This is a genomic window from Caballeronia arationis (assembly GCF_001544975.2).
GTDB classification, from domain to species: Bacteria; Pseudomonadota; Gammaproteobacteria; order Burkholderiales; family Burkholderiaceae; genus Caballeronia; species Caballeronia arationis.
The window spans coordinates 160277-182682 of sequence record NZ_FCOG02000003.1 but is presented as its reverse complement, the minus strand read 5'-3'; the positions used below and the strand labels follow the sequence as shown (position 1 = coordinate 182682).

At 65.2% G+C, this 22406-nt stretch carries 17 protein-coding genes and 1 pseudogene; 13 read left to right on the top strand and 5 right to left on the bottom strand.

The features are described 5' to 3' along the window. The first annotated feature begins 114 nt into the window (after positions 1-114). The 5 genes from AWB81_RS03085 (at position 115) to AWB81_RS03065 (ending at position 5183) form a co-directional block, all read left to right on the top strand. On the top strand, positions 115-504 hold the full coding sequence (locus tag AWB81_RS03085; RefSeq protein ID WP_062632481.1) for a PaaI family thioesterase: 390 nt from the start codon (positions 115-117) through the stop codon (positions 502-504). Positions 505-603: 99 nt separating this feature from the next. Next, positions 604-1536: a LysR family transcriptional regulator gene (locus AWB81_RS03080; RefSeq protein WP_062632418.1), complete on the top strand. Its 933-nt coding sequence runs from the start codon at positions 604-606 to the stop codon at positions 1534-1536. Between the two features lie 109 nt (positions 1537-1645). Continuing rightward, positions 1646-2839 (top strand): CaiB/BaiF CoA transferase family protein, encoded by a 1194-nt coding sequence (locus tag AWB81_RS03075; protein ID WP_062632417.1) that lies wholly within the window; start codon positions 1646-1648, stop codon positions 2837-2839. Beyond that, positions 2836-3789: a hydroxymethylglutaryl-CoA lyase gene (locus tag AWB81_RS03070; protein WP_062632416.1), complete on the top strand. Its 954-nt coding sequence runs from the start codon at positions 2836-2838 to the stop codon at positions 3787-3789. The genes AWB81_RS03075 and AWB81_RS03070 overlap by 4 nt, the downstream gene beginning before the upstream one ends. A gap of 62 nt (positions 3790-3851) precedes the next feature. Next, positions 3852-5183 carry an MFS transporter gene (locus tag AWB81_RS03065; protein ID WP_062632415.1) on the top strand — a complete coding sequence of 444 codons (1332 nt, stop codon included), beginning with the start codon at positions 3852-3854 and terminating at the stop codon, positions 5181-5183. 73 nt (positions 5184-5256) lie between these two features. On the opposite strand, the gene AWB81_RS03060 is transcribed toward AWB81_RS03065, so the two are convergent. Further along, complete coding sequence (locus AWB81_RS03060) at positions 5257-7665, bottom strand: phosphoketolase family protein (RefSeq protein ID WP_062632414.1); 2409 nt, start codon at positions 7663-7665, stop codon at positions 5257-5259. Between the two features lie 308 nt (positions 7666-7973). Here AWB81_RS03060 and AWB81_RS03055 point away from each other — a divergent pair. Next, positions 7974-12317: pseudogene (locus tag AWB81_RS03055) on the top strand (Lhr family helicase). Positions 12318-12452: 135 nt separating this feature from the next. On the opposite strand, the gene AWB81_RS03050 reads toward AWB81_RS03055, so the two are convergent. The 3 genes from AWB81_RS03050 to AWB81_RS03040 form a co-directional block, all read right to left on the bottom strand. Then, complete coding sequence (locus tag AWB81_RS03050; protein ID WP_062632413.1) at positions 12453-12671, bottom strand: hypothetical protein; 219 nt, start codon at positions 12669-12671, stop codon at positions 12453-12455. Between the two features lie 228 nt (positions 12672-12899). Then, positions 12900-13169 carry a hypothetical protein gene (locus tag AWB81_RS03045; protein ID WP_062632412.1) on the bottom strand — a complete coding sequence of 90 codons (270 nt, stop codon included), beginning with the start codon at positions 13167-13169 and terminating at the stop codon, positions 12900-12902. 52 nt (positions 13170-13221) lie between these two features. Further along, complete coding sequence (locus AWB81_RS03040; RefSeq protein ID WP_062632411.1) at positions 13222-13491, bottom strand: hypothetical protein; 270 nt, start codon at positions 13489-13491, stop codon at positions 13222-13224. Positions 13492-13857: 366 nt separating this feature from the next. Here AWB81_RS03040 and AWB81_RS03035 point away from each other — a divergent pair, with 366 nt between their 5' ends. Continuing rightward, entirely contained in the window at positions 13858-15999 is a 2142-nt protein-coding gene (locus AWB81_RS03035; RefSeq protein ID WP_062632410.1) for a serine/threonine protein kinase, read from the top strand. 37 nt (positions 16000-16036) lie between these two features. Here AWB81_RS03035 and AWB81_RS03030 read toward each other — a convergent pair whose 3' ends face one another. Beyond that, entirely contained in the window at positions 16037-17971 is a 1935-nt protein-coding gene (locus AWB81_RS03030; protein ID WP_062632480.1) for an SUMF1/EgtB/PvdO family nonheme iron enzyme, read from the bottom strand. Between the two features lie 359 nt (positions 17972-18330). Between AWB81_RS03030 and AWB81_RS03025 the strand changes: the two genes are divergently transcribed. The 6 genes from AWB81_RS03025 (at position 18331) to AWB81_RS03000 (ending at position 22303) form a co-directional block, all read left to right on the top strand. Next, complete coding sequence (locus AWB81_RS03025) at positions 18331-18768, top strand: DUF4399 domain-containing protein (RefSeq protein ID WP_062632479.1); 438 nt, start codon at positions 18331-18333, stop codon at positions 18766-18768. A 74-nt stretch (positions 18769-18842) separates the two neighbouring features. After that, the gene (locus AWB81_RS03020) at positions 18843-19268 is read left to right on the top strand and encodes a DUF4399 domain-containing protein (RefSeq protein ID WP_062632409.1); all 426 of its coding nucleotides are present in this window, start codon (positions 18843-18845) and stop codon (positions 19266-19268) included. Positions 19269-19602: 334 nt separating this feature from the next. Continuing rightward, a complete protein-coding gene (locus AWB81_RS03015; protein WP_062632408.1) occupies positions 19603-19887 on the top strand; it encodes a hypothetical protein in 285 nt (94 codons plus the stop codon). A gap of 57 nt (positions 19888-19944) precedes the next feature. Continuing rightward, complete coding sequence (locus AWB81_RS03010) at positions 19945-20229, top strand: hypothetical protein (protein ID WP_062632407.1); 285 nt, start codon at positions 19945-19947, stop codon at positions 20227-20229. 93 nt (positions 20230-20322) lie between these two features. Continuing rightward, positions 20323-20595: a hypothetical protein gene (locus tag AWB81_RS03005; protein ID WP_062632406.1), complete on the top strand. Its 273-nt coding sequence runs from the start codon at positions 20323-20325 to the stop codon at positions 20593-20595. 268 nt (positions 20596-20863) lie between these two features. Then, complete coding sequence (locus AWB81_RS03000; RefSeq protein ID WP_062632405.1) at positions 20864-22303, top strand: efflux transporter outer membrane subunit; 1440 nt, start codon at positions 20864-20866, stop codon at positions 22301-22303. The last annotated feature ends 103 nt before the right edge of the window (positions 22304-22406 follow it).

Genomic DNA, 22406 nt, shown 5'->3' with positions numbered 1-22406 from the left:
GCTTCGAAACATCGACATGTAATGGACCCGCTTGCGTGCGGGTCTTTTTTTGCGCGTGGCGCACGTTGAAGAAGTGTTGGAAGATCGGTGCAGTGATCAATGCCGGGAGAACCCGTGGCGAACTTCGAACTCGACAATCCGTTTCTTGAATCGCTTGGCGCAATGTTCACCGAATGGCGCGCCGGCTATGCCGAATTCACCATGCCGGTCCTGCCGGAGCATCTGAACCGGCAGCATGTGCTCCAGGGCGGCGCGATCGCCACGCTGCTCGACGCAGCGTGCGGCTACGCTGGCCTTCACACCACGGAAGACGTGCCGCTGCATGCATTCACGTTGTCGCTTACGGTGAACTATCTGGACCGGGGGCTCGGCAGTAAGGCGGTGGCGAAGGGCTTCCTGGAGCGACAGGGGCGGTCGATCTACTTCTGTCGCGGGGAAGCGTGGATCGACGACCGGCTGCTGATCGCCAGCGCGCAGGGGACATTCAAATATGCGAGGCGATGAAGGGTGGTCCGGATCCTGTACCGTGGCGGTACCTGGCCGCGCCCGCTTTCGGCCGATATCGGGCCACAATATGGCCTGATCTGATCACTTTTGCCTCGCATGCCCCTCAAAAACCTCCTCCGCCGCCTCGACCTCACGACGCTGCAGCTTTTCCTCGCGATCTTCGAGGAAGGCACGCTGACGCGCGCAGCCGAGCGGGAAGCGATCGCGGTGTCGGCAGCGAGCAAACGACTGCTGGAGCTCGAGCAGGCCGTGGGCGCCGTGCTGTTCGAGCGCCGTGCGCGCGGCATGGACCTCACGCCCGCCGGCGGAACGCTGCTGCATCACGCGCGCCGGGTGCTGCGCGACATCGAGAACATCGGCATCGAACTCGCCGAGCACGCGAGCGGCGTGCGCGGCTACGTGCGGATGATGGCGAACCTGTCCGCGATCGTCGAATTCCTGCCGGAAGACCTGCGCGCGTTCATCACGCGTCACGACCAGATCAAGATCGACCTGGAGGAGCGCCCGAGCGGCGGCGTGATCGAAGCGGTGGCCGACAGCCTTGCCGACCTCGGCATCTGCTCCGGCGATGCCGACACCCGCGGTCTTCACACGGCGCACTATCGCCATGACCGCCTCGCGATCGTGATGCGCAGCGACCATCCGCTCGCGAACCGCGAACGCGTCCGCTTCGAAGAGACGCTCGACAGCGATCACGTCGGCCTGCATTCGGCCAGTTCGATCAACATGCGCACGCATCTCGCCGCGCGTCAGGCGGGCAAGCCGCTCAGGCTGCGCATCCACGTGCCCGGCTTCGACGCCGTCTGCCGCATGGTGCAGGCGGGGATGGGCGTCGGCGTGCTGCCGTTCGACGTCTATCGCGCGATGGGGCAGCAGCTCGGGCTCGTCGCGGTGACACTCGATGAAGAGTGGGCCGAACGCAGTCTCATCATCGCCGTGCGCGACGCGAACGCGCTTTCCCCCGTGAGCCGGCTGCTGTTCGACCATCTGCGTTCGGTCGAAGCCAGCGAGAGACACAACCCCGCGTAAATCCCGAGCGTTCGCGATCCGCGAACGGTGCTTGCCGAAATGCGGTTGGACATCGCAAGCCGCCGCTCATAACCTGCTCTCATACGAAACCCACACGGAGACAGGCACCATGAGCGGACCCCTTGACGGCATTCGCGTCATCGAGATCGGCACCCTGATTGCCGCACCCTTCGCGGCACGCATGCTCGCGGAATTCGGCGCAGAGGTGATCAAGATCGAGACCCCCAACGGAGGCGATCCCCTTCGCAAATGGCGAAAGCTGCATGAAGGAACGTCGCTCTGGTGGTATCTCCAGTCGCGCAACAAGAAGTCCGTCTGCGTGAACCTGAAGTCGCCCGAGGGGGTGGAGGTCGTCAAGCGTCTGGTGAAGGATGCCGACGTGCTGGTCGAAAACATGCGGCCCGGCGCGCTGGAAAAGCTCGGCATCGGCTGGGACGTGCTGCACGAAATCAACCCGAAGCTCACGATGGTGCGCATCTCCGGCTACGGCCAGTCGGGTCCGTACCGCGACCGGCCGGGCTTCGGCGCGATCGGCGAGGCGATGGGCGGCATCCGCTACACGACCGGCGACGAGGACGGCCTGCCGGCGCGCGTCGGCGTGAGTCTCGGCGATTCGCTCGCGTCGCTGCATGGCGTGATCGGCGCGCTGATGTCGGTGCTGCGCGTGAAGACCGGCAAGGGCGACGGCCAGGTGGTGGATGTCTCGCTCGTCGAGAGCGTCTTCAACCTGATGGAAAGCCTCGTGCCCGAATACGACCTGCTGGGCCACGTGCGCGAAAGAAGCGGCGGCGCGCTGCCAGGCATCGCGCCGTCGAACACGTATCGCACGGAAGACGGCGGCTTCGTCGTGATCGCGGGCAACAGCGATCCGATCTACAAGCGCCTGATGCACGTGATCGGCCGCCCCGATCTCGCCGACGATCCCGCGCTCGCCCACAACGACGGCCGCGCGCTGCAAAGCACGATGCTCGACGAAGCGATCACCGCGTGGACCTTGCACCAATCGGTCGACGACGTGCTCGCGACGCTCGAACGCGCGGAAGTGCCGTCGGGGCGCATCTATTCGGTCGCCGACATCGTGGCCGATCCGCATTACCAGGCGCGCGGCATGTTGCTCGACGCGGACTTGCCGGGCGGCGCGTCGGTGAAGATGCCGGGTATCGTGCCGAAGCTGTCCGATACGCCGGGCGAAGTGCACTGGCAAGGACCTGCGCTGGGTGAACACACGGCCGACGTGCTGGCTTCACTCGGCTTCGATTCGAACGATGTCGAGCGCCTGCGCGCAGAAGGAGCCGTGCAATGAACAGCATGACGAACCGTGACTACACCCAGCGCCTGATCGTCCAGGAAGTGGCCCCGCGCGACGGCTTGCAGATCGAGCCGCAATGGGTCGAGACGAGCGACAAGATTGCGCTGATCGATGCGCTGTCGACCTGCGGCTTCACGCGGATCGAGGCGGGCTCTTTCGTGTCGCCGAAAGCGATTCCCGCCCTGCGCGACGGCGACGAAGTGTTCCGTGGCATCGGCCGCCGTCCGGGCGTGATCTATGTAGCGCTGATTCCGAACGCAAAGGGCGCCGAGCGCGCGCTGGCCGCGCAGGCGGACGAGCTCAATCTCGTGATGTCCGCGAGCCAGACGCACAACCGCGCGAACATGCGCATGTCGTGCGAGGCGTCGCTCGCGGGCTTCGGCGATATCGTGCGGCTCGTCAAGGGGAGTCGCGCGAGCCTCAACGCGACGGTCGCGACGGCGTTCGGCTGCCCGTTCGAAGGACGCATCGATGAAGACCGCGTGATCTCGATCGTCGATGCATATCGCGAGATGGGGATCGCCGGCATAACGCTCGCCGATACTACCGGCATGGCCAATCCGCGCCAGGTCGCGCGGCTGGTCGAACGCGTGCTCGGTCGCATTCCCGCTGACGCCCTCACGCTGCACTTTCACAACACGCGCGGTCTCGGTCTCGCGAACGTGCTCGCTGCCTACGACGCCGGCGCGCGCCGCTTCGACGCCGCGCTTGGCGGTCTCGGCGGCTGTCCGTTTGCGCCGGGCGCGTCGGGCAACATCTGCACGGAAGACCTCGTGAACATGTGCGACGAGATGGGCATCCCGACGGGCATCGACTTGCAGAAGCTGATCGCACTGTCGCGGACGCTGCCGGCGCTCGTCGGCCACGACGTGCCGGGGCAGCTCGCGAAGGCGGGGCGCAACTGCGATGTGCATCCGGTGCCCGAGTACGTCAAGTCAATCTGAATTCACCCCTCACCAACTTATTCGACCGGACGGCGCATCGCCAGTCCGGCGTGGAGACAATCATGAGCGATCTGGGCGCAGTAGCGGCAACGAACCGTCCGCTAGCGAAGGAAAACACGGCGGACATCATTCGCAAGGTGGCGTGGCGGCTGATGCCGCTCATCATGCTCTGCTATCTGTTCGCATTCTTCGACCGCATCAACATCAGCTTCGCGAAGTTCCAGTTGCAAAGCGATCTCGGTTTCTCCGATACCGCCTACGGTCTCGGCGCGAGTCTCTTCGTGATCGGCTATGTGCTCTTCGAGGTGCCGAGCAACCTGATGCTCTACAAGGTCGGCGCGCGCAAATGGATCGCGCGGATCATGATCTCGTGGGGGCTGGCGACGACGGCAATGGTCTTCGTCTCGAACGAATGGCAGTTCTACGGGCTGCGCTTCATCATCGGCGCGATGGAAGCGGGCTTCGCGCCGGGCGTGCTGTACTACCTGACGCTGTGGTTCCCGGCGAGCTATCGCGGACGCATCACGTCGCTCCTGTTTCTTGCTTCGGCGTTCTCGGGGCTGGTCGGGGCGCCGCTGTCGGGGCTCGTGCTCGGGCATATGAACGGCGTGCTTGGCATGCCCGGCTGGCACTGGCTCTTCCTGCTCGGCGGCCTGCCTTGCGTGCTGCTCGGCATCCTCGTGTTGAAGGTGCTGAAGGATCGCGTCGATGACGCCGGGTGGCTCACCGCAGCGGAGAAAACGTACCTGAAGAGCCAGATTTCGTCGCAAAGCAAGCCGGCGCCCGGCGGCCATTCGCTCCTCGGGGCAATCAAGACGCCCGGCTTCCTCACGCTCGGACTAATCTACTTCCTGATCCAGATCGCGTCGTATGGCCTCAACTTCTGGGCGCCGCACCTGATTCGCGCAGCGGGCACCAACAATCCGACGATCATCGGCCTGCTCACCGCCGTGCCCTATGTGTGCGGTGCGATCTGCATGGTCGTGGTGGGCCGCATGTCGGACAGCTCCGGCGAGCGTCGCAAGTTCGTTTGCGTGTTGCTGCTGATGGCCGCGGCGGGCTTCTTCGCGGCAGGCGTCTTCGACAAGCAGACGACCTTGCTGATCGTGGCGCTCGGCGTGATGGGCGCGGGCGTGGTGGCTGCGATCCCGGCCTTCTGGGCGCTGCCGCCCAAGCTCCTGAGCGGTGCGGGCGCCGCGGGCGGCATTGCGCTGATCAATACACTAGGGCAACTGGGCGGCATCGTGAGCCCGGTGATGGTCGGACGCATCCGCGATCTCACGGGCAGCACTACACCCGCGCTGTATGCGATCGGCTGCATGAGCGTCGTGTGTGCGCTGATACTGATGTTCGGGCTGCCGCAATCGCTCAGGCAGAAGGATCACGCGGAGTGATCTCCGCAGCGGCCTGACTCATCAGGGAACGAAGGCCCCGCAGCGATGCGGGGCCTTCTTCATATCAGGCGTCTCATCCCTTCCAGGTCCACTCGCGAATCTCATCGCGATCGATGCCTTCCGCATGCGCATAACGGACGCTCTCGATCACCTGATCGTGCAGCCAGTTCTTCGCATGCGCACCGGTATCGCGCAGACGCGGCACGCGGTCGATCACGTCGATGGCGAGCGTATAGCGGTCCACGCCGTTGATGATCGCAAGCTCGAACGGTGTGTTGATATTGCCCTTCTCGCGATAGCCGTGCACGTGCATGTTCTCGTGATTGGTGCGGTTGTACGTGAGCTTGTGCACGAGCGTCGGATACGAGTGGAAGTTGAAGATGACCGGCTTGTCGCGCGTAAAGAGCGAATCGAAATCGCGCGCCGAAAGACCATGCGGATGTTCGGTCTCCGGCATCAACCGGAACAGGTCGACCACGTTCACGAAGCGGATCTTCAAATCGGGAAACTGCTTCTTCAGGATCTCGACGGCGGCGAGCGACTCCATCGTCGCGATGTCGCCAGCGCAGGCCATCACGACATCCGGTTCGTGGCCCGCGTCGGTGGACGCCCAGTCCCAGATGCCGATGCCCTTCGCGCAATGCACGATGGCGTCCTGCATGTCGAGGTACTGCAGATGCGGCTGCTTGTCCGCGACGATCACGTTCACGTAGTCGCGCGTGCGCAAGCAATGATCCGCCACTGAAAGCAGGCAGTTCGCATCGGGCGGCAGATAGATGCGCACGACATCCGGGCTCTTGTTCGTGACGACATCGAGAAAGCCCGGGTCCTGATGCGTGAAGCCGTTGTGATCCTGCCGCCAGACGAGCGACGTGATCAGCAGGTTGATCGACGGAACCGGCGCGCGCCAGTCGAGTTCGTTCTTTGCTTTCTCCAGCCACTTGGCGTGCTGGTTGAACATCGAATCGATCACGTGCACGAACGCTTCGTAAGTCGCAAAGAGGCCGTGGCGGCCCGTCAGCACATAGCCTTCGAACCAGCCTTCGAGCGTGTGCTCGGAGAGCATCTCCATCACGCGGCCGGCGGGGTCGAGCGCGCCGCCGTCGCTGTCTTCGGGTTTCGTTTCCGCGATCCAGCGCTTGCCCGACGCTTCGTACACGCCGTCGAGCTTGTTGCTCGCGGTTTCATCAGGACCGAAGAGCCTGAAGTTCGACATGTTGTTGCGGATCACGTCGCGCAGGAACTTCGCCAGCACCGCGGTCGGCGACGTATAGACGCTCGCCGGGCTTTTCACGTCGAACGCGTAGTCGCGGATGTCGGGCAGATGAAGCGCATGCCGCAGGCGTCCGCCGTTCGCATGCGGATTCGCGCTGATGCGGCGCTCGCCCTTGGGCGCAATCTCGCGAAGTTCTTCGATCAGCCGGCCCTCGGGATCGAACAGCTCGTCGGGCTTGTAGCTGCGCATCCAGTCTTCGAGCATGCGCAGGCTCTTGCGGTTCGTCGCCGGATCGAGCACGGGCACCTGATGTGAGCGCCAAAAGTCCTCGACCTTGTGGCCTTCCACTTCTTTCGGTCCGGTCCAGCCTTTCGGCGAACGCAGCACGATCATCGGCCAGCGCGGGCGCGCGGTGTCGTTGTTCGCCCGCGCGCGTTGCTGGTTCGCGCGAATCTCGCCGATGCACTGTTCCAGCGTCGCGGCCATGCGCTGATGCATGTCGTGCGGATCGTCGCCCTCGACGAAGTGCGGCTTGTAGCCGTAGCCGACGAAGAGCGCTTCGAGTTCTTCATGCGGAATGCGCGCGAGGATGGTCGGATTGGCGATCTTGTAGCCGTTCAGATGCAGGATCGGCAGCACGGCGCCGTCCTGCACCGGATTGAGAAACTTGTTCGAATGCCACGACGTGGCGAGCGGACCCGTCTCCGATTCGCCGTCGCCGACCATCGTGGCGACGATCAGATCGGGATTGTCGAACGCGGCGCCGAACGCATGCGACAGGCTGTAGCCAAGTTCGCCGCCTTCATGGATCGAACCGGGCGTCTCCGGCGTGCAGTGCGAACCGATCCCGCCCGGCGACGAAAACGCGCGAAACAGCTTCAGCATCCCGGCTTCGTCGTAGCTGCGGTCGGGATAGACCTCCGAGTAATAGCCTTCCAGATACGCATTCGACAGCGTCGCGGGCGCGCCGTGTCCCGGCCCCGAGACGAACAGCACGTTCAGGTCCTGCTTCACGATCAGCCGGTTCAGGTGGACCCAGGTGAACGATTGCCCCGGGTCCGATCCCCAGTGCCCGAGCAGGCGCCGCTTGATGTGCTCGGGCTTGAGCGGCTCGCGCAAGAGCGGATTTTCCCGCAGATAGATCATGCCGACCGACATGTAATTGCAAGCGCGCCAGTAGGCGTCGAGCTTGCGCAGTTCGTCGGGGGAAAGCGGCGTTTGCGATGCGGTCGTGGCGGGCGTCTGCCCTTGAACGTCGTCGTTCAATTGCCTCTCCAGTTGTTGGTGCGCCAGGCGGTTGCGCGCTCAGCGCGATGCGGTGCCCATTCCGGCGTGCGTCCGCGCTCGGGGTTCACGATTGATTATGGGACTATCGACCCCACTCTCGCAGAGACCGCGAACGTCTGTGCAAGTGCGCTACCCGACCGCTCTCGCCGCCAGAGTTCCCGTGCGACAAAACGCCCGAACTGACGGCGATCCATCAGCATCGTCGAGCAAGACGGCGTTTTCGTGACAGCCGGGCCGCACCCGAAGCCGCGCCGCACGCGAATTCCGATCGGCTCATAAAATAGCGTATGACCGACCATTCCCCTGTCGCCGATTTTCATCCTGCCGTCGCCAACTGGTTCGAGCGCCATTTCCCGGCCGCCACCGCCGCGCAGGCGCGCGCGTGGCCGCTCATCCGCACGCGCCGCTCGACGCTCGTCGCGGCACCGACCGGCTCCGGCAAGACGCTCACCGCGTTTCTCGCCGCCATCGACGAACTCGTGCGCGACGGCCTCGCGCACGGCGCGGCGCTGCCGGACGAGACGAGCATCGTCTACATTTCGCCGCTGAAGGCGCTGTCGAACGATATCCGCGTGAACCTGCAAGAGCCGCTCGCGGGCATTTCGGACGAACTCGCGCGGCTCGGCCTGCCGCCGGTCGAGATTCGCGCGGCGGTGCGCACCGGCGACACCACGCAGCAGGAGCGCGCCGCCGTCAGGAAGCGCGCGCCGCATATCCTCGTCACGACGCCGGAGTCGCTCTACGTGCTGCTCGGTTCGGACTCGGGGCGCGCGATGCTGTCCACGACGCGCACCGTGATCGTCGACGAGATTCACGCGGTCGCCGGCACGAAGCGCGGCGCGCACCTCGCGCTGAGCCTCGCGCGCCTCGATGCGCTCTGCGAGCGCAAACCGGTGCGCATCGGCTTGTCCGCGACACAGAAGCCGATCGAGCTGGTCTCGAAGTTTCTCGTGGGCGAGGGCGAGCCGTGCGAGATCGTCGATGTCGGACACGTCCGCGCGCGCGACCTTGCGCTCGAACTTCCGCCGATGCCGCTCGAAGCCATCATGTCGAACGACATGTGGGAGCGCGTCTATGACCGTCTCACCGAACTCGTCGCGCAGCATCGCACGACGCTCGTGTTCGTGAACACGCGCCGGATGGCCGAGCGCGCCGCGCGCCATCTGACCGACCGGCTCGCCAAGGAGGCGGTCGCGGCGCATCACGGCAGTCTCGCGCGCGAGCACCGGCTGGACGCCGAACAGCGGCTGAAGCGCGGCGAACTGCGGGTGCTGATCGCCACCGCTTCGCTGGAACTGGGCATCGATATCGGCGATGTCGAACTCGTTTGCCAGATCGGCTCGCCGGGGTCGATCGGAGGGTTCTTGCAGCGCGTCGGGCGTTCGGGGCATCAGGTCGGCGGGATGCCGAAAGGGCGGCTTTTCCCGACTTCGCGCGACGACCTGATCGAATGCGCGGCGCTGCTCGACTGTGTGCGGCGCGGCGAACTCGATGCGCTGTCGGTGCCGCGCGCGCCGCTCGACGTGCTCGCCCAGCAGATCACGGCGGAGGTGTCGTGTCGCGAGTGGAGCGAGGACGCGCTCTTCGAGCGCTTCACCCGCGCGTATCCCTACGCGACGCTCGCGCGCGAGAAGTTCGACGCCGTCGTGCGTTCGCTCGCGGAAGGTTTTACGAGCCGCCACGGTCCGCGCGGTGCGTATGTGCATCGAGATGCGGTGAGCGGCACGCTGCGCGGACGGCGCGGCGGCAGGCTGACGGCGGTGACGTCCGGCGGCGCGATCCCCGACAACGCCGATTTCGCCGTGCTGTTGGAGCCGCAGGGCTTGCAGATCGGCACGGTCAACGAGGATTTCGCCGTCGAAAGCCTCGCGGGCGACATCTTCCAGTTGGGCAACACGTCGTACCGGATCTTGCGGATCGAGGGCGGGCGCGTGCGTGTCGAGAACGCGAACGGCCAGCCGCCCAACATCCCGTTCTGGCTCGGCGAGGCGCCGGGCCGGAGCGACGAACTGTCTCACGCGATCGCGCGCATGCGCGGCCAGATCGACACGTGGCTCGGCAAGAAAGGCGCGGCGCCGCTCGATGCCGCTGTCGAGTCGCTGGCGGCGGAGGCGGGCATCGACCGGGACGCGGCGCGGCAGATCGTCGAATATCTGGCGCGTGCGCGTGCCGCGCTGACGGTCCTGCCGACGCAGGACACCCTCGTGATGGAGCGCTTTTTCGATGAATCCGGCGGCACGCAGCTCGTGATCCACGCGCCGTTCGGCAGCCGCGTGAATCGCGCCTGGGGGCTCGCGCTGCGCAAGCGCTTCTGCCGCACCTTCAACTTCGAACTGCAGGCCGCCGCGACCGAGGACGCGATCGTGCTGTCGCTCACGCGCAGCCACAGCTTCGCGCTCGACGAAGTGTGGCGCTACCTGCGCTCGAACACGGCGGAGCACGTGCTGATCCAGGCGCTGCTCGACGCGCCGCTATTCGGCGTGCGCTGGCGCTGGAACGCGACCAACGCGCTCGCGCTGCCGCGCTACGCGGGCGGACGCAAGGTCGCGCCGCAGTTGCAGCGCATGAAAAGCGAGGACCTGCTCGCGGCGATCTTTCCCGATCAGGTGGCGTGCGCGGAGAACGTCGTCGGCGAGCGCGACGTGCCGGAACATCCGCTCGTCGAGCAGACGCTCGACGACTGTCTGCACGACGCGATGGACAGCGAGCAATGGCTCGCGATCCTGCGGCGCATCGAGGACGGCGAGCTGCGGCTCGTGACGCGCGACCTGCCGGCGCCTTCGCCGCTGGCGGCTGAAATCCTGTCGGCGCGTCCGTACGCGTTCCTCGACGACGCCCCGCTCGAAGAGCGCCGCACGCAGGCCGTGCTGGCGCGCCGCTGGAGCGACCCGGAATCCGCAGACGATCTCGGCGCGCTCGACGCCGAGGCAATCGAAGGCGTGCGCGAGGAAGCATGGCCCGTCGTGCGCGGCGCCGACGAAATGCACGAGGCGCTGATGAGCCTTGCGTGCGTGACAGAAACCGAGGCCGGGCGCAACGACGGCTGGTCCGCCTGGCTCGACGCGCTCGCGAATTCCGGGCGCGCCACGCGCTTGCGCGTCGCGGAGCATGACGCGCTGTGGGTGCCGGTCGAGCGCCTGATGTGCGTGCGCGCCGTCTATCCGCAGGCGCCGATGCATCCCGCGTTGCACGCGCCCGAGGGCTACACCGATCCGTGGTCGGAAGACGACGCGCTCGTCGAGATCGTGCGCGCGCGGCTGTCGGGATTCGGTCCGCTGACGGTGCCGGCAATCGCCCGGGCGCTGACGCTGCCCGCATCGGCGGTGGCGCTCGCGCTGACAAAGCTCGAAGCCGAAGGCTACGTGCTGCGCGGCCGCTTCACGCCCGGCGTCGTCGATGAATGGTGCGAGCGGCATTTGCTCGCGCGGATTCATCGCTACACGGTGCGTCGGCTGCGTCGCGAGATCGAGCCGGTCGAGCGGCAGGACTTCATGCGCTTTTTATTCGAATGGCAGCATCTTTCCGCCGACACGCGCGGCGAAGGACGCGACGCGCTGCTCGCGGTCGTCGAGCAACTGGAAGGTTTCGAAGCTCCCGCCGTCGCGTGGGAAGAGGAGATGTTGCCCGCGCGAATCGCGGACTACTCGGGCTAGTGGCTCGACGAAATCTCGCGCTCGGGCAAGGTCGTCTGGAGCCGGCCGGGCGGACGCTCGCGCGCGGCAGGCGGCCCGGTGCGCGGCACGCCGATCGTCCTTCTGCCGCGCCGTCATCTCGCCGCCTGGAACGCGCTGATGCGACCGGGCGAGGCGCCGGAGATGAGCTCGCGCGCGCAGCTCGTTCACGACGCGCTGAAGGCGCACGGCGCGATGTTCTTCGACGAACTGCTCGCCGACACACGCCTTTTGCGCACGGAACTGGAGACCGCGCTCGGCGAACTGGTCGCGCTCGGGCTCGTGAACGCCGACAGCTTCGCCGGCCTGCGCGCGCTGCTCGCGCCGGCGGCGAAGCGCAACGCGTTCAGCCGGCGGCCGCGCCGGGGCGGCATGTTCATCGGCGGCATGGACGACGCCGGGCGCTGGGCACTTCTGCGCCGCACCGAAGCGGACGGCGCGCCCGACGCCGTCGAACATGCCGCGATGGTGCTGTTGCGCCGCTACGGCGTCGTGTTCTGGCGGCTGCTGGAGCGCGAAGCCGACTGGCTGCCGCCGTGGCGCGATCTGCTGCGCGTGTTCCATCGGCTGGAGGCGCGCGGCGAGATTCGCGGCGGACGCTTCGTCGCGGGCATCGCGGGCGAGCAGTTCGCGCTGCCGGAAGCCGTGCCGCTGTTGCGCGAAATGCGCAAGCGGACGCCCGATGGCAGTTTCGTCGCGGTGAGCGCCGTCGATCCGCTCAATCTCGTCGGCACGCTCTTGCCCGGTGAGAAAGTGCCCGCGCTGCCGGGCAACCGCCTGCTGTTCCGCGACGGCGTGCCGGTCGGCGCGGTGATCGCGGGCAAGACGCGCTATCTGGTGGAACTCGACGGTGAGGAACGCGAAACGGTGCGCTCGAAGCTCGTGAAGCGCAGCGCGCGTTCGATCGGCGGATTGACCGGGCTTTCGGGGACGACCGCGGGCGCAGCCTTGCCGCACTGAACGCCATCGGCTGTGTCGGCAAAGCCGGCGCCGAAGACGCCAGAAGCCAAAACCTATGCGCAAGACGCCAAAAAGCGGTCCGCAATGCATCGGCTTCGATGCATTGCGGACCGCTTCACCTGTGTTGCCGACTACTTACTTCGAAACCAGCTTCTTGCGAAACGGCCCGGGTGGCGCGGCCGGCACGTTCTGCACCGAGACGCCCGGATAGTTGGAGAGACGGTTTGCGTTCACGGCGGGACGCGCGCGAAAACCCTGGTGCGCGCCGGTCCGCGAACCGCCGACGATTGCGGTCATTGCTTCGCGGTCGAGAAGCACACTGTCCGATAGATCCTTGATGACGATGACGGCCATGACATTTTCCTGAAGGTTCGGAGTCGAAACCGGCGTGACGACGGGTCACGCTACGAAGCGCACGGATGCCGGAACACTGCACGCACCCAGTATAGGCAATCCGTCCGCGGTTGTGACCGGCGCGACCCCACGTCCGGCCACAACGCATGAAACGGCGAAAGGCCGCTCGCGACCTTGGCAGGTCGCGAACGGCCGGGTCGCCGGAAAACCGGCGGCGCTATGGCGTTCTCAGAACAACACCGTGGCGTTCGCCGCGCCGATCTGTTCCGGGTTGACGTCGAAGCGCGGTGCGACGAAATTGGGACCGATCACGCTGTTGTTCAGTGCAGCGACCTGCACGTTCTGGTATTGCTGGATGTTCTGGTTCACGTTGACGTTGACGTTCGCGAACGGGCCGAAGCCGCCTTGCGCGAGCGAAGCGCCGCCGTGAACGGACGACATCGCGTGGCGGTCGAGTTCCTGGCTGTGATGAAGGTCCTGGATCATGATGGACGACATGTTGGTTCTCCTGGCGTGCGTGCTGTGGTGGTGGGCGAGGTTCGAGCCGCGCTCAGAACAGGTTGATCGTGTTCGTGTTGGTCGCCTTCTGGATCGGCTTGACGTTCGAATCGATGTCGCTGACGAATGCGGCGTTGTTGCCGTTCGCGCTGGAAACGTTCTGCGTCTGGCCGATCAGCTGCTGCGTGTTGACGGTCACGTCGAGCTTTGAGAAGTCGTAGCCCGGGATGAAGAAGGCAGAGTTGCCGCCACGCACTGCCGACATGGCGCGGCTGTCGAGTTCTTCGGTCTTGGCGAGGTCTTTGATCATCAGCGATTTCATTTTGGTGCTCCTGGAGAGGGAAGGCTTTCGGGTTGGTCGAGCATTCTGTCTGCTCGGGTGGGATAAATGCATGGCCTGTGCCAAGCGGAGCGCGGACAGCGAAAATACTTTCAAGCGATTGAAAGCAAAGGATTATTTTCGAGGATGCGAGGAAGGCGGGGCGGCTGGCGACGAATTGCCCGGCGGCTTGCGCCCAACAGGCGCGGCTCACCTGTTGGATCGCGTGCGACACACGGATGCGAGCCGTCGATGATCGAAAACCAGATTTGCGAAAGGCGCGAGCGAAGGCTAGTATCGAACGTGCACATGTAGTTTGTTACGACAAGTGAATTGTCGGTCGATTTGGAGCCGCGTCGAGTCGCACAGATGACAAGCTTTTCAGAAGCGATTCGTACATTCCACAGCGACGACCAGTCGCGCGACTCGTTTTTGGCAGAGATCGACAGCGCGCTGGCGGACACCCGCGAGCCGCACTCGAAGCTCGTCGCGATCCTCGATGAAGTGCACGCCGCCAGGCCGCTGCCGCCCGACGTCTACGCGGCAGTGAAGCGTCGCATCGACGAAGCATCGCTCTCGGCGCCTCAGCGCAACGCCCATCCCCTCCCTCCCGACAACGCAGACGAAACCCGCGTGCAGACCACGCCGGCGGGCTTCACGCCGCGCCATTCGTCGGGGCAGACCTTTTCGGGCAATGGTCAGGTGGTCGCCGAGCTGGATCAGGTGAAAGGCGTCGGCGACACGCTCAACGGCCGTTTCGTGCTCGAAGAATGTCTCGGCATCGGCGGAATGGGCACCGTGTACAAGGCGCTCGACCTGCGCAAGCTGGAGGCGTCCGACCGCCGGCCCTATGTCGCGATCAAGGTGCTGAACCTGCAGTTCCGCGGCAACCCGAAATCGCTGATCGCGTTGCAGCGCGAGGCGCGCAAGGCGCAGACGCTCGCGCATCGAAATATCGTCACGGTGTACGACTTCGACCGCGACGGCTCGGTCGTCTATCTGACGATGGAGTATCTGTCGGGCCAGCCGCTATCGCGCTTGCTTCGGAACCCGAATTTCAAGGGCATGCCGTTCGCGGAAGTCGCCCCAATCTTCAAGGGCATGGCGAACGCGCTCGCCTACGCGCACGAGCGCGGCTTCGTGCATTGCGACTTCAAGCCGGCCAACGTGTTTCTCACCGATACGGCCGAAGTGAAGGTGATCGACTTCGGCATCGCGCGCGTGTTCCAGCGGCCCGAAGAGGAAACCGAAGCGACCATCTTCGATCCCGGCAGCCTCGGCGCGCTCACGCCCGCGTACGCGAGCCCGGAGATGCTGGAGCATCGCGAGCCCGATCCGCGCGACGATGTGTACGCGCTCGGCTGCATCACCTACGAACTGCTGACGGGCAAGCACCCGTTCGACCGCGTGCCCGCGACACAGGCGCGCAGCGCGGGCATGAAGGCCGCCCGTCCCGACGATCTCGGCAACAAGCAATGGCGGGCGATCAAGGCGGCGCTGTCGTTCGACCGCGAAGCGCGCACGCCGACCGTCGCGCAATTTTCCGACGAGCTTGCCGAGGAGCGGCCGGCCGCCGCGACGGGATCGAAAGGCAAGCCGAAGCTGATGCTCGGCGCGGCGGCGCTGGCCGCGGCCGTGGTCGCGGGCGCCGGCTACTACTTCTACGATCAGTCGAGGAGCGAGCAGGAAGGCGCAAAAAGCGCGCAGGAAACCGATGTTGCGGGCAGTGTCGTGGTGCCGGCGGCGGCGCCTCCGGCACCAGCCGTGGCCGTCGTGCCTTCGGCGCCCGCGGCGCCTTCAGCCGCCGTGGCGTCCGCGGCCGTTCCAGCGCCAGCGCTCACGCTCGATGCGGTCATGCCGGCGTTGGCCGCCGTGCCATGCTCGGCGCTCGTCGCGACGGTCCACGACCAGACCGTCGACGTGCAGGGCTACGTGTCGGAGCGTTACGGGATGGGGCGTCTCAGGCAGGTGCTCGGTGCGCTCCCGGGCGTGAAGACGGTCAACCTCGGCGTGCAGCCGGTCGCCGACGACAAGTGCGACGTCCTCAAAGTTGTCGGGCCGTACTGGACGGCAAACCATCAGACGGGCCGGCCTGCTTCGTTGCGTTCGCGCGCGCCCGGCGCGCGGCTGACCGAAGGCCAGCCGCTGATCGTCGACGTCATGACGCCGGGCTTCGATTCGTATGTCAACGTCGATTATTTCCAGCTCGACGGCACCGTGGTCCATCTCCTGCCGAACGAGCGCGCGAAGGACAACCAGGCGCCGCCGCACTACACCGCGACCATCGGGACGATGGGCGACTGGGTGGTCGGCAAGCCGTTCGGGTCGGAACTGATCGTCCTGCTCATCACGCCTGCGCCGCTCTTCGATTCACTGCGCCCAGACAGCGAACCCAAGGCCGACTATCTGCGCGCCGTCGATGCGCGGCTTGCGCAACTCGCCGGTAAGTACGGCCGCGACCACGTGGCGGTCGACATCGTGCAGATCAGCACGCAGGCGCGCAAGCACTAGCCGGGCGTCGCGCGCGGCGCTTTTTTGCATCGCACGATTACTTCATGTCCCGCGCTACGCGAAAGCCGTTTTGCGACTGCCGCACGCTGGCGCTGTACTTGAAGCGCGTCGCAGACTGCATGTACGCGGCGCCCTCGCGCCACGATCCGCCGCGTATCACGCGCACCGAGCACGCGGGATCGTCCCAGACGCGGCCGTCGGCGGGCGCGGACTTGTAGGAGCTGTGCCAGCAGTCGGCGACCCATTCCCAGACGCTGCCGTTCATGTCGAAGAGGCCATACGGATTTCCCGCGAACGAGCCGACCGCGACCGGGCTCTCGGTCGTCCACGGATCGCCGCAGTCCTTGCAGTCCGCGTTGCCTTTCTTCATCTGGTCGCCCCACCAGTAGACGGTCGACGTGCCGCCGCGCGCGGCATATTCCCATTCGGCCTCGGTCGGCAGGCGGTACGCCTTGCCGCCCACCTTCGACAGCCATTTCACGTAGACCTGCGCGTCGTCCCAGCTGACGTTGCGCATTGGTGAATTGTTCGGCGGATTGCCATCGATAGCGATACGCGTGCAGGCGCCTGCGTCCGCGCAGGCGTTCCACTGCTCGACGGTGACCTCGTATTTGCCGATGGCGAACGGCTGGGCGATCGCCACGCGATGCGGCGGCTTTTCGGCGGGGTCGTCGGAGTTGCTGCCCATCGTGAACGTGCCGGCCGCGAGCGGGATCAGTATCGGGCAGTTCGGGCAGTCCTTGATCTCGCTGCCGCTCGCGGCTTTCGCGGCGACGGACGGCGCGGGCGTCGCCGGCGTCGCTGGCGCTGGCGCCGCGGGCTTTGCCGTTTCGACCGGAACCGCCGGCTTGGCCTTTGCGGCAGGAGCAGGCGCAGGCGCCGGTGTGGGTGTTGCGACGGACGGCGCGGCACGCGAGGCGGGTGCTTCGCTCTTCGCGCCAGCGGCGCGCAGCCGCTCGATGCGCGCCTTCGCGAGCGCCGCGAACCGGCCGTTCGGGTACGCCTTCAGATAGGCTTCGTAGTCGCTCGGATAGGTGCTGTCCTTGATCGAATCCCAGAAGGTCAGCTCGTACTGCTCGCTGCTGTCCTTGGGCAGGATGCCGCGCATGCGCGTCGACGCCGCGTCGGGCGGCACCGCTTCGTCCGCCTGCACCGATGCGACCGCAAAGCCCGGACGGGCGTCGCCGAAACTGAACTCGTGCTTGAGCGTCGATGCAACCCACGGGACCTGCCGGCCGTGCGTCGCGGTCGCTACCGCTGCCGCCGCCGAGCGGAAGAGCGCGTTTGCATCGCGGGGGCGTGTCGCGAGGGTGCGCAGCAGCTCGGCCGTATAAACACCGTGCGTGGAGCCTTCGGCAGCGAGCGAACCGGGCGCCGTCGAGTACGCGACGAGCGTGTTCGCAGGCAGCGCGAGCGCATGCTGCGGTGCGGCTTCGAACGGATCGTTCAGGCAGGTGTCCAGGATGACGATGTTCGTGCGCCGTGTGCTCCGGCCGCCGTTGGTCATGCCGTCGAGCACGTTCGCGAGCGCGATGCCCTTCGTGACGAGGCGCGCGGGCGACGCGCTGTCGGCATCGACCGGAATCAGCAGCGTGTCGCGCGAGGTCCGCAGCCCGTGCCCGGCGAAATAGACGACGCCCGTGCCTTCCGCACCGAGCCGCCGGTCGAAATCGGCGAAGGCCTGCTTCATCTGCGCTTCGGTGAGGTTCGCACGGCTCACGACTTCGAAGCCGAGCGCGGCGAGCGCATCGCTCATGCGGCGCGCGTCGTTCAGCGGGCTGGCGAGCGGCTGCCCGGCGTAACCGGCGTTGCCGATCACGAGCGCGATACGGGGGGAATGCGCTGGCGGAGCATCGGCGACGCGCTCGATGGCGGGCCGGTCCTCATGGGTGGCTGAAGTGGCCGGCGCCGCTTGCGCGCACGGGACGCCGATCGTTCCGAATATGCATACGATCAAGAGTTTTCGCCACATATTCACACCCTGTCTGTCCGGCATTGAAGATGGCTGGCCGACGTTGCGTGTTTCGACTTCGCGTTGCGTAGCTGCAGCGGCGAGTTGCCGGTGCGAAACCCGAAACCCAGCAGCGACAACGATAGCACGGTGTCAGGCGATGCTTAATCCCATTGTGCAGGTATTCGTTTGGGGGATATCGCGATTTCCGATGCACCCGGGAACGCGGTTGTACGTATCTTTTTGAGGACTTCCGTTCTAAGCTAAAAGACGAAAAGAGGAAGAAAACCGAGGACGTTGCCGAAAGCCCCGACATGGACGCGCGAGCGCCATGCCGGCAGCCGGTCGATGTCCAGTCCATGGCGGGAGGCTGCGTAAACATGCTGAGAAGAACAATGCTTGGCGCGCTGGCTTCACTCGCGGCGCTGGCCGCGGACAAATCGTTTCCTGCACCGCGGCCACGCACGCCTTCGCCGCAGAATGCGGAGGCGTACATCATCTGGCCGCCGGACGGCGCGGTGATCACGGGCGGCAAGCTCTGGGTGCGCATGGGTCTGCGCAACATGGGCGTGTGTCCGAAGGGCATCGACCTGCCGAACGTCGGGCATCATCACCTGCTGATCGACACGGACCTGCCGCCGATGGATCAGGAGATTCCGTCAGACCGCAACCATCTGCACTACGGTGCGGGCGAAACCGACGCGCGGATCGAACTGCCGCCCGGCAAGCACACGCTGCAACTGCTGATGGGCGACATGAACCACGTGCCGCACGATCCGCCGGTGTACTCGAAGAAGGTCACCATCACCGTACGATGAAACCGGCATCGATGAAGCCGGCAGGATGCATGCGGGCAGAACCCAGGGGCAATGTCCAGCGGAGGGCACAAGCCATGAACAAGCTAATCGCCGCGGCCGCACTCGCGGCTTGCGTCTTCTCGGGCGCCGCGGCGGCGGGCCCGACACCGGCTCCGCCCAATGCCTATGCGTACATCGGCTATCCGAACGACGGGCAGGTGGTGCCGGCCGGCAAGCCGTTCAAGGTCTGGTTCGGTTTGCGCTACATGGGCGTCGCGCCGCGCGGCGTGAAATATCCGAACACGGGGCATCATCATCTGCTGATCGACACCGATCTGCCGCCGATGGATCAGGAGATTCCGTCGGACCGCAATCATCTGCACTACGGTGCGGGCGAAACCGAGACGCTGCTCGAACTGCCACCGGGAAAACACACGCTCCAGTTGCTGATGGGCGACGACAAGCACATTCCGCATAACCCACCGGTGTATTCGAAGAAGATCACGGTCATCGTGAAGTAGGACCCCTTTCCTTTTTCCTGAAAGCGCGCGGCCGGGGGAGCTTCCTTCGGCCGCGCGCTTTTGCGTACTGCGCCTGCACGAATCGCCTTCAACCCCCTGTTGCCCGATGTCCAACACCCGACAGTCAGGGTGTTGGATCACCAACGTCATGTGCCCAGCCGACGGACCGTCTGGCAGCAAATCGACCATCCCACGAACTCCTTTGTTTATAAGGCTCGGCGAACTATTTTTCGGGCTGGCATCGCGACTGGCACAGGCCATGCGTTAATGCCATCCGAGCAGACAGAATGCTCGACCAACCCGGAAAAGCCCATCCCTCCCAAGGAGCACCGAAATGAAATCGCTGATGATCAAAGACCTCGCCAAGACCGAAGAACTCGACAGCCGCGCCATGTCGGCCGTCCGCGGCGGCAACGCCTTCTACCTGCCCGGCTACGACTTCTCGAAGCTCGACGTGTCGGTGAATACGCAGCAAGGCATCGGCCAGACGCAGAACGTGTTCAACCAGAATGGCAACAACGTCGCGTTCGCCACCGATATCGATTCGAAGGTCAAGCCGATCCAGAAAGCCGACAACTCGAACACCGTCAACATCTACGGCGGCGGCCTCGCAGCCTGATCCCGGCCCGCAGACGAATACCACACTCTCTCAACACGAAACGCAAGGAGCACCGCCATGTCCACTCTCTCGATCCGCGATCTCTCGCACAGCGCCGAACTCGACCGTACCGAAATGTCCGCAGTCCGCGGCGGCAACGCCTTCTACCTGCCGAGCTACTACTCCGACTCGAGCTTCAACGTCAGCACGCAGCAGCTCATCGGCCAGACGCAAAACGTCTACAACGCGAACGGCAACAACGTCGCGTTCGCTACCGACATCGATTCGAAGGTCAAGCCGATCCAGAAGGCCGACAACTCGAACACGGTCAACGTGTATGGCGGCGGCCGGGCCCTGCTGTAAGCGGCAACTGCAACACCGAATCACCTGCGGAGGTCCGCGACCTCCGCAAGACACTCTCTCAATCGTAAGACACACAGCGCAAGGAGCACCACCATGTCCAGCCTCATGATCCGCGATCTCTCGCACAGCACCGACCTCGACAGCCAGACGATGTCCGCAGTCCGCGGCGGCACCGCCTTCTACCTGCCGAGCTACTACACGGACTCGAGCTTCACCGTCAACACGCAGCAGGGAATCGGCCAGACGCAGAACGTCTTCAACGCGAACGGCAACAACGTCGCGTTCGCCACCGACATCGACTCGAAGGTCAAGCCGGTTCAGAAAGCCGAGAACACGAACACCGTCAACGTGTTCGGCTCGCTGTAAGCAGTGCAGCAAGCGCGAGGGTTCGGGGACCCTCGCGACGCAGTCCCGCGGCCCGGCCGAGAGTCATCGCGTCGGGCCGCCCATTTCAGCAGACTTCGCAGAGAAACTCGAATCGCGTGTAGTGACGAACCTGTATGGAGTCGCGCGACGCGCTGTGCTCTACTGTAGTTTCGTCGTCCAGCCACGCTCTGTTCGTTGCTCTGTTCCCATAGAAGCCAGTGCATTCACCGGGAGTGAGATCGTGCAAGCCCTGTTGCCTTTGTTGCGCATGAAAGCCGGGCGTGGCATCGGAAGACGGCTCGCGTCGCTTTCGCGGCTCGCGCTTTACGGCGCCTGTTGCGCGACGCTGCTCACCGCGTGCATCGATGTCAAGGTTCCGACCTACCAGCGGCCCGACACGCCCGAAAAGACCGCGTATTCGAAGCCGGTTGTCGCGGCGAGCGAAACGATCCAACCCGACTGGTGGAAGCAATTCCACGATCCCTATCTCGACTCGCTGGTCGCACGGGCGATCAACAGCAACTTCGACATCAAGGTGCTCGCCGCGCGCATCCAGGTTGCGGGAGCGCAGATCGGCGAGGCGCGTGCAGGCGCGCTGCCGACGATGGACCTCGGCGCCGGCGCGAGCTTCGAAAAGACCACCGGCCAGGCCTTCAGCAAGCAGTACAACCTCGCGACGCAGGTGAACTGGGACATCGACATCTGGGGCGCGGTCGAGAAGGGCGTGCAGGCGCAGAAAGCCGAATTCCGCGCGACCGAGTGGGACTGGCGCGCGGCCTATCTGAAGCTCGTCGCCGATGTCTCGACGACCTACTTCCAGATCCTTCAGTTCGACGACCAGATCGAGCAGCAGAACGCAACCATCAAGACAAACCAGCAGATCCTGACGATCTTCGAGGGCATGCAGAAGAACGGTCTGGTGCCGAAGACGCAGGTGCTCACGCAGCGCGCCGAACTGAACCGGCTGACGCGCGAGATGCTCGAATTGCGCCGCTCGCGCGATCTCGCCGACAACGCGCTCGCCACGCTGATCGGCGTGCCGGCCGGCGACTTCAAGGTGCCCGACGGCCACCTGCAGAAGCGCGTGCAGATTCCCGTCGTGCCGCAAGGCCTGCCGTCGCAACTGCTCGCACGGCGGCCCGACCTGATCGCGGCGGAGTATCGCGTGCTCGAAGCGTACGACCTCGTCGGGCAGGCAAAGCTCGCGCAGTTGCCGACGATCAGCCTGACGGGCCGCGGCGGCAGCGCCAGCTTCCAGCTCACCGACTTGCTCAAGACTTTTACATTCAGCTTCCTGCCGAGCATCAATATTCCGATCCTCGATCCGAGCGTGCGGGCACACGTCAAGACGACGGAAGCGCAGACGACGGTGGTCGAGCAGCAATACCGCGCGACGGTGATGGGCGCGTTCGAGGAAGTCGAGAATGCGCTCGTCAATCTGGATTCGCACCAGAAGCAGCGCGTCGAGTTGCAGCAGGAAGTCGATCATCTGACGATCGTCGCCGCGCAGATCGACGCGCAACTTAAAGAGGGCGTGATCTCGCAGCTCCAGGTATTCGAAACCGAGCGCACGCTGCTCGCCGCGCAGCTCGCGCTGCTCGCGAATCATCAGCAGATGCTGTCGGATACCGTCACGCTTTACAAGGCGCTGGGCGGCGGATGGCCGGGCGTCAACGTGCAGAAGGAAAGTAAGGAAGCGTTGAAATAAACCAGTGCGTTTGATCCGGACTTCCGAAGATGAACGAAGCGGCTGTGATATGGCGTCGGCAGCCAGTGCCCGGCGATTGACTACGGCAATGCGTGACTTACAC